An 11,170-nucleotide genomic window follows, 5' to 3' on the forward strand; every position below is an offset into this window, starting at 1 on the left:
GTAAAATTGTGGGGTTTGTCCCCGAGCCACGCACGGAGTCCGCCGATGCACAGCCCTCACGACCCGTACGTACGCGTCCGGGGTGCCCGGGAGCACAACCTCCGGGGCGTCGACGTGGACATCCCGCGTGACGTCCTCGCCGTCTTCACCGGCGTCTCGGGGTCCGGCAAGTCCTCGCTCGCCTTCGGGACGATCTACGCCGAGGCCCAGCGGCGCTACTTCGAGTCCGTCGCGCCGTACGCCCGGCGTCTCATCCACCAGGTGGGCGCCCCGAAGGTCGGGGAGATCACGGGGTTGCCGCCGGCGGTCTCGCTCCAGCAGCGCCGGTCGGCGCCGGGTGCGCGCTCCTCCGTCGGCACGGTCACCACCCTGTCCAACTCGCTGCGGATGCTCTTCTCCCGTGCGGGCCGCTACCCCGAGGGCGCCGGGCGGCTCGACTCCGACGCCTTCTCGCCGAACACGGCGGCCGGCGCCTGCCCGGAGTGCCACGGCCTGGGCCGGGTGCACCGCACCTCCGAGGAGCTGCTGGTCCCCGATCCCTCGCTGTCCATCCGTGAGGGGGCGATCGCCGCCTGGCCCGGCGCCTGGCAGGGCAAGAACCTCCGTGACGTCCTGGACGCGCTGGGCCACGACGTGGACCGCCCGTGGCATGAGCTGCCGGCGGCCGACCGGGAGTGGATCCTGTTCACCGACGAGCAGCCGGTGGTGACCGTGCACCCGGTGCGCGAGGCGGGGCGGATCCAACGCCCGTACCAGGGCACGTACATGAGCGCCCGGCGCTATGTGATGAAGACCTTCTCGGACTCCAAGAGCCGGACGCTGCGCGCCAAGGCGGAACGGTTCCTCACCAGCGCCCCCTGCCCGGTGTGCGCCGGGAGCAGGCTGCGCCCCGAGGCGCTGGCGGTGACGTTCGCGGGCCGGACGATCGCCGAGCTGGCGGCGCTGCCCCTGTCGGACCTGGCCGACGTCCTGGAGAGCGGCGCCGGTTCGTCCCCGACGGCGCGCGTGCTCACCGATGATCTGCTGGCCCGTATCGCGACCGTCACCGAACTCGGGCTCGGCTATCTCAGCCCGGACCGCGCCACTCCCACCCTGTCGGCGGGAGAGCTCCAGCGTCTGCGGCTCGCGACGCAGCTACGGTCGGGGCTCTTCGGCGTGGTGTACGTCCTGGACGAACCGTCGGCCGGCCTCCACCCGGCGGACACCGAGGCCCTGTTGACGGTTCTGGACCGTCTCAAGGCCGCGGGGAACACCGTCTTCGTCGTGGAGCACCATCTCGACGTCGTGCGGCACGCGGACTGGCTCGTGGACGTCGGACCGCAGGCGGGCGAGCACGGCGGACGGGTTCTGCACAGCGGCCCGGTGGCCGAACTGGAGGGCGTCGAGGAGTCCGCGACGGCCCGTTTCCTCTTCGGCCGCGCTCCGGCTCCGGTACGCCAAAGTCGTACGCCCCGGGGCTGGTTGAAGGTCGGGCCGGTCACGCGGCACAACGTGCGCGGGGTGACGGCGGAGCTGCCTCTGGGCGCCTTCACCGCCGTCACGGGCGTCTCGGGTTCCGGCAAGACCACACTCGTCGGCGAGATCACCGAGGAGCTGGCGGGAGTCGGCCGGCTGGTCCGCGTCGACCAGAGGCCGATCGGGCGCACCCCGCGCTCCAACCTCGCCACGTACACCGGTCTCTTCGACGTCGTGCGCAAGATCTTCGCGGGCACGGACGCGGCGCGCGAGCGCGGGTACGGCGTCGGGCGGTTCTCCTTCAACGTGGCGGGCGGCCGGTGCGAGACCTGCCAGGGCGAGGGGTTCGTCAGCGTCGAGCTGCTCTTCCTGCCGAGCACGTACGCGCCCTGCCCGGACTGCGCGGGGGCCCGCTACAACCCCGAGACGCTCGACGTGAGGTATCTGGGCAAGAGCATCGCCCAGGTCCTCGACCTGACGGTCGAGGCGGCCGCGGAGTTCTTCGCGGACACCCCGCCCGTACTGCGCAGTCTGCACACGCTCCTCGATGTCGGGCTCGGCTATCTGCGGCTCGGCCAGCCGGCCACGGAGCTGTCGGGCGGCGAGGCCCAACGGATCAAGCTGGCGGGCGAGTTGCAGCGGGTGCGGCGCGGCCACACGCTCTACCTCCTCGACGAACCGACGACCGGCCTGCACCCCGCCGACGTGGAGGTGCTCACGCACCGCCTGCACGAACTGGTCGACGCCGGGAACTCGGTGGTCGTCGTCGAGCACGACATGGCGGTGGTGGCGGGCGCGGACTGGGTGATCGACCTGGGTCCGGGCGGCGGCGACAGCGGCGGACGGATCGTCGCGGCGGGCCCGCCGAGGGACGTGGCACGGGCGGAGGGCAGCCGCACCGCCCCGTACCTGGCCCGGGCCCTGGGCCAGGCACCGTAAAGGCCGCGGGCCCCTGCGATGGAGCTACCGACGCACCTTCCGGGTGGCTCGCAGCCACTCCTTGTTCATCGCGGCGATGGAGGGCAGCGGAATGCCCTTGGGGCAGGCGGAGGCGCACTCGCCGGTCAGCGTGCAGCCGCCGAAGCCCTCTTCGTCCATCTGCGCCACCATGTCCAGGACGCGGGTCTCCCGCTCGGGCGCGCCCTGCGGAAGCACGTTCAGATGGTTGACCTTGGCGGAGGTGAACAGCATGGCCGACCCGTTGGGGCAGGCCGCCACGCACGCCCCGCAGCCGATGCACTCGGCGTGCTCGAAGGCGGCGTCGGCGTCCGGCTTGGGCACGGGCGTCGCGTGCGCGTCGGGCGCGGAGCCCGTCGGGGCGCTGATGTAGCCGCCGGACCGGATGATCCGGTCGAAGGCCGAGCGGTCCACCACGAGGTCCTTGACGACCGGGAAGGCGGCGGCGCGCCACGGCTCGACGTCGATGGTGTCGCCGTCGGCGAAGGACCGCATGTGGAGCTGGCAGGTCGTGGTGCGTTCGGGGCCGTGCGCGTCGCCGTTGATGACGAGCGAGCAGGCGCCGCAGATGCCCTCGCGGCAGTCGTGGTCGAAGGCGACCGGGTCCTCGCCCTTGACGATCAGCTCTTCGTTGAGGGTGTCGAGCATCTCCAGGAAGGACATGTCCGAGGAGATGCCGTCCACCTCGTACGTGGACATCGCGCCGTCGGCGTCGGCGTTCTTCTGGCGCCAGACGCGCAGGGTGAGCTTCATGCGTAGCTCCGCTGGGTGGGGTGGACGTACTCGAAGACGAGGTCTTCCTCGTGCAGGACGGGGGCCTCGCCGGTGGCGGTGAACTCCCAGGCGGCGGCGTAGGAGAACTCCTCGTCGCGGCGGGCGGCCTCGCCGTCCGCGGTCTGGGACTCCTCCCGGAAGTGGCCGCCGCAGGACTCGGCGCGGTGCAGGGCGTCGAGACACATCAGCTCGGCGAGTTCCAGGTAGTCGACGACGCGGTTGGCCTTCTCCAGGGACTGGTTGAACTCGGCGCCGATGCCGGGGACCTTGACGCGGCGCCAGAACTCCTCGCGGATCCGCGGGATGCGCTCCAGGGCCTTGCGCAGGCCGCTCTCGGTGCGGGCCATGCCGCAGAACTCCCACATCACCTCGCCGAGTTCGCGGTGGAAGGAGTCGGGGGTGCGGTCGCCGTCGACGGCGAGAAGCAGGTTCAGACGGTCCTCGGTGTCGGCCAGCACCTCCTGGACGACGGGGTGTTCGGCGTCGATGCCGCCCTGGTGCGGGTTGCGGGCGAGGTAGTCGTTGATGGTGGAGGGCAGGACGAAGTACCCGTCGGCGAGGCCCTGCATGAGGGCGCTCGCGCCGAGCCGGTTGGCGCCGTGGTCGGAGAAGTTGGCCTCGCCGATGGCGAAGAGCCCGGGGACGGTGGTCTGCAGGTCGTAGTCGACCCACAGGCCGCCCATCGTGTAGTGCACGGCGGGGTAGATCCGCATGGGCACCTCGTACGGGTTCTCGGCGGTGATCCGCTCGTACATGTCGAAGAGGTTGCCGTACTTCTCCTCGACCTTCTGCCGGCCCATCCGCCGGATGGCGTCGGCGAAGTCGAGGTAGACGCCCTGGCCGCCGGGGCCCACTCCCCTGCCCTCGTCGCACACGTTCTTCGCGGCGCGCGAGGCGATGTCGCGGGGCACGAGGTTGCCGAAGGAGGGGTAGATCCGCTCCAGGTAGTAGTCGCGCTCGTCCTCGGGGATCTCGTTGGGCGGGCGCCGGTCGCCCTTGGCCCGCGGCACCCAGATGCGGCCGTCGTTGCGCAGGGACTCGCTCATCAGCGTCAGCTTGGACTGGTGGTCGCCGGTGCGCGGGATGCAGGTGGGGTGGATCTGGGTGAAGCAGGGATTGGCGAAGTACGCGCCGCGCCGGTGGGCGCGCCACACGGCGGTGGCGTTGGAGTTCATGGCGTTGGTCGACAGGTAGAAGACGTTGCCGTAGCCGCCGGTGGCCAGCACGACGGCGTCCGCGAAGTAGGTGTCGATCCTGCCGGTGATCAGGTCGCGGGCGACGATGCCGCGGGCCCGCCCGTCGACGACGATCACGTCCAGCATCTCGGTGCGCGAATGCATCTCGACGTTGCCGGCGGCGATCTGCCGCGAGAGTGCCTGGTAGGCGCCGAGCAGGAGCTGCTGGCCCGTCTGGCCGCGCGCGTAGAAGGTGCGGGAGACCTGGACGCCGCCGAAGGAGCGGGTGTCGAGCAGTCCGCCGTACTCGCGGGCGAACGGCACGCCCTGCGCCACGCACTGGTCGATGATCTCGACGGAGATCTGCGCGAGGCGGTGCACGTTGGACTCGCGGGCGCGGAAGTCGCCGCCCTTGACGGTGTCGTAGAAGAGGCGGTGGACGGAGTCGCCGTCGTTGCGGTAGTTCTTCGCGGCGTTGATGCCGCCCTGCGCGGCGATCGAGTGGGCGCGCCGCGGTGAGTCCTGGTAGCAGAACTGCACGACGTGGTAGCCCTGTTCGGCGAGGGTGGCCCCGGCGGATCCGCCGGCCAGTCCGGTGCCGACGACGATCACGGTGTGCTTGCGGCGGTTGGCGGGGTTGACCAGCTTCGCCTGGAAGCGGCGGGTGTCCCAGCGCTCGGCGATCGGTCCGCTCGGGGCCTTGGTGTCGACGAGCGGCTCGCCGGTCGTGTACGCGCGGTACTCACTGGAGTGGTTCATGGGTCAGCTCACCAGTCCGGTCATGACGGCCACGGGTACGGAGACGAAGCCGGCGGTCAGCACCAGGGCGAGGCCACCCGCCAGGGGCTTGAGGACGCGGTCGCGGGTGGCGGTGCCGACGCCGAGGGTCTGCGCGGCGCTCCACAGGCCGTGCCGCACGTGCAGGCCGAGGGCGACGACGGCGACGATGTAGATGACGTTGCCGTACCAGGTCGAGAAGGTGTCGATGACGTTCTGGTACGGGTGCAGGTGCTCGTAGCCGCCCGGGTGCACCGTGCCGGTCGTCAGGTCGAGGACGTGCCAGACGATGAAGAGGGCGAGGATGACGCCTCCCCAGCGCATGGTGCGGGTCGCGAAACTCGCCCGCGCCCGCTTGTGGACGTAAGGGGTGGGGCGCGCCCGGATGTCGCGGCGGCTGAGCTGGTAGGCGGACGTGGCGTGGGCGACGACGGCGGCGACGAGGACCACGCGGATCAGCCAGAGCGTCCACTCGCGGTGCATGAACGGCGCGCCGACGGTGCGCAGCCACTGGGCGTAGTGGTTGATCTCCTCCGGTCCGAAGAAGATCTTGAGGTTGGCCACCATGTGCGCGACCAGGTAGAGCAGCATGATCAGGCCGCTGACCGCCATGACGGTCTTCTTGCCGATGGTGGAGTCCCAGAGCGTGCGGGTCATGGACGGCCGTTTGTCCGTCCGCGTTGCCAGAGCCATGCCCGTGACGCTACGGCCGCGGGTCCCGATCGGTCCAAGAGATGGTTCTGCTCATCTCGATAGCTTGTACCTATGGACGGACCTACAGTGCGGGCATGCAATTCCAGCAGCTGCACTACTTCGTCGCCGTCGCCGAGACGCGGCACTTCACGCGGGCGGCGGAGAAGGTCCATGTCTCCCAGCCCTCGCTGTCGCAGCAGATCCGGGCCCTGGAGAAGGAGCTGGGCGCGGAGCTGTTCAGCCGGGCCCGCGGCAACATCACGCTGACCGACGCGGGCGAGGCGCTGCTGCCCCTGGCCCGCCGCATCCTCGCGGACGCGGACACCGCCCGGATCGAGGTGCAGGAGCTGGCGCGGCTGCGCCGGGGCCGCATCCGGCTCGGCGCGACCCCCAGTGTGTGCACGGGGCTGCTCCCGCAGGTGCTGCGCGCCTTCCACGACCGGCATCCGGGGATCCAGCTCCTCGTCGAGGAGAGCGGCTCGCACGACCTCGTACGGGCGCTGGCGCGCGGCGCGCTGGACCTGGCGCTGGTGGTGCTTCCGCTGCCCGGTCCGGCGCCCGCGCTGACCACCGTGGAACTGCTGCGCGAGGACCTGGTCGTGGTGTCGTCCCCGCGGGCCCGGGCGCTGGGCGCCACCGTGCGGATCGCGGATCTCGCGGGTGAGCGCCTCGTGATGTTCCGCCACGGCTACGACCTGCGGGAGCTGACCGTCGCCGCCTGTCGCGCCGAGGGGTTCGAGCCCGAGTTCGCCGTGGAGGGCGGTGAGATGGACGCGGTGCTCGGCTTCGTACGGGCGGGGCTCGGCGTGGCGGTCGTCCCGCGCATGGTGGCCGAACGCTCGGGCTCGGACCTGCGGGTGACCCCGCTGGCCGACCCGAGCCTGCACCGGACGATCGCCCTCGCGCACCGCAGCGACGTGGCCCCGCCGCGGGCGGCGCGGGAACTCCAGCGGATGCTGCTGGCCCGGGACGGGTGAGGGTTTTTCGGGGGCGTCTCGCCGGAGCACCCCCGGCGAGGTCAGCTGATCGCGTCCGCCAGCGCCAGGTCGTGCAGCTGGTCCGGCGGGCCGGGCCTCGCGTAGTACCAGCCCTGAGCCGTGTCGCAACCCAGTTCCCGCAGCTGGTCGGCCTGCGCGCCCGTCTCGACGCCCTCGACGGTGACCGCGAGGTCCAGGCTGTGGGCGAGCGAGACGATGCCCTCGACGATCTTCAGGTCGACGGGGTCGGCCGGGAAGTGCTGCATGCCCTGGGTGAAGGAGCGGTCGAGCTTGAGGACGCTCACCGGCAGCCGCCGCAGGTTGGCGAGGTTGGAGTAGCCCGTGCCGAAGTCGTCGAGCGCGATGTCCACGCCCATCTCGGCGAGCCTGCGCAGCGGTTTGAGCAGGTCGTCGTCGGCTCCTATCAGCGCGGACTCGGTGACCTCCAGGCAGAGCGAGCCCGGTTCGAGGCCCTCGCGCTCCAGGATGTCGACCGTGTCGGAGACCAGGCCCGGATGGGTGAGCTGCATGGGCGAGAGGTTGACGTTGACCCTCAGCGGCCCGGCGGCCACCCCGACCGGGGTGCGCGCCTCCCACAGGCGGGCCTGGCGCATGGACTCCTCGAGGACCCAGCGGCCGAGCGGCACGATCAGGCCGGTGTGCTCGGCGAGCGGGATGAACCGGTCGGGACCGATCACGCCGTGCTGCGGGTGCAGCCAGCGCACGAGTGCCTCGGCGCCGCGCACACTGCCGTCACCGAGGTGCACCAGCGGCTGGTACTCGATGAAGAACTCGCCGCGCTCCAGCGCCGCGGGCAGCGCCGTGGTCAGGCCGTGCCGGGTGATGGCGCGGGCGTCCGCCTCGGGGTCGGCCAGTTCGTAGCGGTTGCCGCCCGCCGACTTGGCGCGGTACATCGTGATGTCGGCGCTGCGCAGCACGTCCGCCGCACCGCGCTCCCCCGCCGGGCCCTCCACGATGCCGATGCTGCCGCGCACGGTCAGCTCGCGGCCCTCGACGCGGATGGGCGCGGCGAGGGCGTTCATGATGCGCCCGGCCAGCTCGTCGACCTCGGTCTCGGTGTCGGGGCCCGTGGTGAGCGCCACGAACTCGTCGCCGCCGAGCCGGGCGACCATCTCGCCGGGCGCGGTGGCACACGACTGGAGCCGGTCGGCGACCTCCACGAGCAGCCGGTCGCCGGCCGCGTGCCCGAGGCTGTCGTTGACGGTCTTGAAGCCGTCGAGGTCGAGGTAGCAGAGCCCGAAGCGGGCGTTCTCCCCCGCCGCCAGGGCCTTCTCCAGGCGCTCGAAGAACAGCGTGCGGTTGGGCAGACCGGTGAGCGCGTCGTGGGTGGCCTCGTAGCGCAGGCGCAGGTTGAGCAGCCGCCGCTCGGTGGTGTCCTCCATCAGCGCCAGCTGGTACTGCGGAAGTCCGTCCGCGTCGCGCAGCAGCGAGACGGTCAGGTTGGTCCACAGGACCGTGCCGTCGGGGCGGTAGAAGGCCTTCTCCACGCGGTAGTGCTCGCGCTCACCGCGCACCAGCTCCTCGTACAGCTTCCATACGTGGGGCGAGTCGTCGGGGTGGGTCCACTCCGCGGCGTTGCGCCCGCGCAGGTTGCTCTCCAGGCCGCCGAACATGCGCACCAGCGCGTCGTTGACCTCCAGGATCGTGCCGTCCAGGTCCGCGATGCCGATGCCGATGGCCGCGCCGTGGAAGACGGCCCTGAAGCGTGCCTCGCTCGCGTGCAGGGCCTCGGCGACGGCACTGCGGGCGCTGAGCGCGGCGCGGGAGATCGCCTCCTGCTCGGTCCGGGTGCGCTCGCGCAGCGCCTGGGCGAAGCCCGCCGCGAGCGCGTGCTGGATCCGTGCGCTGCGGGCCCGCAGCTCCTCCCGGGGGCCTTCGCCGCCGCAGTACAGGACCAGGTAGGCCTCGACACAGTCGAGGGTGCGGCTGAGCGCCTCGGGGTCGGTGCAGTGGGTGTCGATCAGGGCGGCGCCGACGGCCTTGCCCTGCGCCGCGTCGAAGACCCGCTCCTGGAGGGCGTCCCGCAACCTGCGGGCCAGCGGCACCAGTTGCAGCTCGAACTCGGGGCGGGTCAGCGAGGTGGCCGTCACCGGGAAGATCGCGCGGCTCCAGATGGTGGCGAACCTGCGGAGTCTTCCCTCCGGTCCGTCCGGTTCGGCGCTCAACGCTTTTGTCCCACACCCGCGAACCCCGAGAAGGAGTAGGGGTCCTCCTCCTCGGGCGCCGTGTCGGGCCGCCAGTGCGGCATCGGCACCAGGCCGGGTTCCACCATGTCGTACCCCTCGAAGAACCGCGCGATCTCCTCGCGCGAGCGCATGATCAGTGGATTGCGGATGTCTTTGTATACACCGACCGTCCCGCCCGCTTGCTCGGGGGTAACCGGAATCCCTTCGTACGACGCGTGGGTCAGGACGAGCAGGCTGCCGGGCGCGAGGGCGTCCCTCAGCTCGGCGACGGCCGCGCAAGGATCGTACGCGTCCTCGACGAAGTGCAGGACGGCGACGAGCAATAGAGCCACCGGGCGGTCCAGGTCGAGGAGGGAGCCCACCTCCGAACTGCCCAGAATGTCGCGGGGCTTGCGCAGGTCGGCGTTGAGGACCGCGCAGCGTTCGTCGCCGTCGAGGACGGCCTTGCTGTGGGCGACGGCGACCGGGTCGTGGTCGACGTACACCACGCGCGCCTCGTCGCTGGCCTCCTGCGCCACCTCGTGGACGTTGCCGAAGGTGGGGATGCCGGAGCCGATGTCGAGGAACTGGGTGACGCCCCGGTCGACGGCGTGGCGGACCGCTCTGCGCATGAAGGCGCGGTTGGCCTGCATGACCTTCGGCAGGCCCGGCATGAACTCCATGGCCTTGCGGGCGGCCTCCCGGTCGACCTCGAAGTTGTGCGAACCGCCCAGGTAGTAGTCGTAGATACGGGAAACGCTGGGCATCGTGAGATCGATGCCGAGCGGGGCCCAGGCGGGACGCTCCATCAAGACTCCAAGGCATAGGGGGCACAGGGGCATAGGGGGTGGCGCGGGCGATCCGATGTTCGAGGGTGAGGCTACTGATCGTCCGCCAAGGGGGCGAGTCAAAACGGAAATCCGCCGTCCGTTCTCGGTCACCGCCCTTGGCACGTGCCCTGTCCCACGCCGAGGACCGGCCCGTCCCTCCTGGTGAGGGGGACGGGCCGGTCGGCCGTGCTTCCGTGGGGGGCTACTTGGGCGCGCCCACCGCCTTGCCGTCGGGGCTCGCGGCGTACCAAGTGCCGCCCACGCCCTGGCCGTTGGTGTCGCCCGGCTTCTTGTCGCCCGCGAAGGTGTACAGCGGCCAGCAGCCGATCGTCTGCTGTTTGCCGCCGTCCGGGCGGTCGTAGGTCATATAGCCCTTCGTCTTGATGCCCTCGGTGTCCGCCTTGTCGACGGGGGCGACGGCGGGCCACTTCTCGGCGCAGGCGCCGACGCAGTTGGACTTGATCGGCCAGGCCGAGTCCTTCGTGAAGCGGTAGACCGTCATGCCGTTTTTGTCCACGACGATCTCGCCGAGTTCCGGGTCCTTGCGGGTGGACAGGCCCGCGGGGTCGGCGGGGGCGGTTCCGGCCGTCGCGGGTGAGGCCTTCTTGCCGTCGGGGGCCGCCGCGTACCACGTGCCGCCCACGCCCTGGCCCTTGGCTTCGCCGGGCCCGGCGTCCTTCGCGTACCGGTAGACCGGCCAGCCGTCGATGGTGAGCTGCTTGGTGCCGTCGGCGGCGGTGACCTCGCCGAGCAGCGACCCGTCGACGCCCGGTGCGGCCTTGGCGCCGCTCGCGGCCACCGCCGGCCAGGTCTTGAGGCAGGCCGCGTCGCAGGTGGACCGGGGTGGCTGGGCGGTGTCCTTGTCGAAGCGGTAGAGCGTGCGGCCCGCGCTGTCGGTGACGACCTCGCCGAGCTTCTTGCTGTCCCACACGGCGAGTTGTCCGGCCGGCTTCGCCTTGGCGGCCGCGTCCTTGTCGGCGGCACCGGAGTCGGCTCCGTAGCCGTCGCCCGCGCCGTACCCGCCACCCTTGGCCGGGGCCTCGTTGCCCACGTTCTGGCCGTTCGGGGACTGCTCGCCCTGCTCCTGTCCGCACGCCGTCGTCAAGGCAAGCAGGGCCGCAGCCGTCGCTACGAGCGAGGCGCTCCGCCCGGCCCGCGGGGCTCGCCCACTTGGATGCCGCATCTGTGACTCCCGCTGTCCGCTGGGGTGTTGTGGCGCCTGTTGCGTCACACCTGGCCCTAGATACGGGCCGGGGTGACCCTCGCGTTCAACGGGCCCGCGCATTTCTTCGCGCGGCGGCGGACGTGGCGGCGGGCGTGGCAGCCGGGCCGACTGTGCGGCGCTC

General features: G+C 71.5%; 8 protein-coding genes. 2 read left to right on the forward strand and 6 right to left on the reverse strand.

What is annotated here, in order from left to right; translation table 11 throughout:
• The first annotated feature begins 45 nt into the window (after positions 1 to 45).
• Positions 46 to 2,394 carry an excinuclease ABC subunit UvrA gene (locus tag ABZ385_RS00300; RefSeq protein ID WP_358908806.1) on the forward strand — a complete coding sequence of 783 codons (2,349 nt, stop codon included), beginning with the start codon at positions 46 to 48 and terminating at the stop codon, positions 2,392 to 2,394.
• A 24-nt stretch (positions 2,395 to 2,418) separates the two neighbouring features.
• On the opposite strand, the gene ABZ385_RS00305 is transcribed toward ABZ385_RS00300, so the two are convergent.
• The 3 genes from ABZ385_RS00305 to ABZ385_RS00315 are packed head-to-tail and all read right to left on the reverse strand — an operon-like array spanning position 2,419 to position 5,831.
• Entirely contained in the window at positions 2,419 to 3,165 is a 747-nt protein-coding gene (locus ABZ385_RS00305; RefSeq protein WP_358697741.1) for a succinate dehydrogenase/fumarate reductase iron-sulfur subunit, read from the reverse strand.
• Positions 3,162 to 5,120, reverse strand: coding sequence for a fumarate reductase/succinate dehydrogenase flavoprotein subunit (locus ABZ385_RS00310; RefSeq protein ID WP_358908808.1), 1,959 nt, complete (start codon positions 5,118 to 5,120; stop codon positions 3,162 to 3,164). The genes ABZ385_RS00305 and ABZ385_RS00310 overlap by 4 nt, the downstream gene beginning before the upstream one ends.
• Before the next feature lie 3 nt (positions 5,121 to 5,123).
• Positions 5,124 to 5,831 carry a succinate dehydrogenase gene (locus ABZ385_RS00315; protein ID WP_358586934.1) on the reverse strand — a complete coding sequence of 236 codons (708 nt, stop codon included), beginning with the start codon at positions 5,829 to 5,831 and terminating at the stop codon, positions 5,124 to 5,126.
• Between the two features lie 95 nt (positions 5,832 to 5,926).
• Here ABZ385_RS00315 and ABZ385_RS00320 point away from each other — a divergent pair, with 95 nt between their 5' ends.
• Complete coding sequence (locus tag ABZ385_RS00320; protein WP_358908810.1) at positions 5,927 to 6,808, forward strand: LysR family transcriptional regulator; 882 nt, start codon at positions 5,927 to 5,929, stop codon at positions 6,806 to 6,808.
• Positions 6,809 to 6,849: 41 nt separating this feature from the next.
• On the opposite strand, the gene ABZ385_RS00325 is transcribed toward ABZ385_RS00320, so the two are convergent.
• From ABZ385_RS00325 to ABZ385_RS00335, 3 genes are all read right to left on the reverse strand, one after another.
• On the reverse strand, positions 6,850 to 8,994 hold the full coding sequence (locus tag ABZ385_RS00325) for an EAL domain-containing protein (RefSeq protein WP_358908812.1): 2,145 nt from the start codon (positions 8,992 to 8,994) through the stop codon (positions 6,850 to 6,852).
• Positions 8,991 to 9,803: an SAM-dependent methyltransferase gene (locus ABZ385_RS00330; protein ID WP_358700206.1), complete on the reverse strand. Its 813-nt coding sequence runs from the start codon at positions 9,801 to 9,803 to the stop codon at positions 8,991 to 8,993. The genes ABZ385_RS00325 and ABZ385_RS00330 overlap by 4 nt, the downstream gene beginning before the upstream one ends.
• A 223-nt stretch (positions 9,804 to 10,026) precedes the next feature.
• Positions 10,027 to 11,007, reverse strand: coding sequence for an SCO0930 family lipoprotein (locus ABZ385_RS00335; protein ID WP_358908814.1), 981 nt, complete (start codon positions 11,005 to 11,007; stop codon positions 10,027 to 10,029).
• Positions 11,008 to 11,170 lie beyond the last annotated feature (163 nt).

This window comes from Streptomyces sp. NPDC005898, assembly GCF_040629635.1.
Taxonomy (GTDB): domain Bacteria; phylum Actinomycetota; class Actinomycetes; order Streptomycetales; family Streptomycetaceae; genus Streptomyces.

Bases quoted from the DNA above. Each gene is read 5' to 3' on its own strand.
- ABZ385_RS00320 (WP_358908810.1), top strand. From the start codon at position 5,927: ATGCAATTCCAGCAGCTGCACTACTTCGTCGCCGTCGCCGAGACGCGG.
- ABZ385_RS00315 (WP_358586934.1), bottom strand. From the start codon at position 5,831: ATGGCTCTGGCAACGCGGACGGACAAACGGCCGTCCATGACCCGCACG.
- ABZ385_RS00335 (WP_358908814.1), bottom strand. From the start codon at position 11,007: ATGCGGCATCCAAGTGGGCGAGCCCCGCGGGCCGGGCGGAGCGCCTCG.
- ABZ385_RS00305 (WP_358697741.1), bottom strand. From the start codon at position 3,165: ATGAAGCTCACCCTGCGCGTCTGGCGCCAGAAGAACGCCGACGCCGAC.
- ABZ385_RS00330 (WP_358700206.1), bottom strand. From the start codon at position 9,803: ATGGAGCGTCCCGCCTGGGCCCCGCTCGGCATCGATCTCACGATGCCC.
- ABZ385_RS00300 (WP_358908806.1), top strand. From the start codon at position 46: ATGCACAGCCCTCACGACCCGTACGTACGCGTCCGGGGTGCCCGGGAG.
- ABZ385_RS00310 (WP_358908808.1), bottom strand. From the start codon at position 5,120: ATGAACCACTCCAGTGAGTACCGCGCGTACACGACCGGCGAGCCGCTC.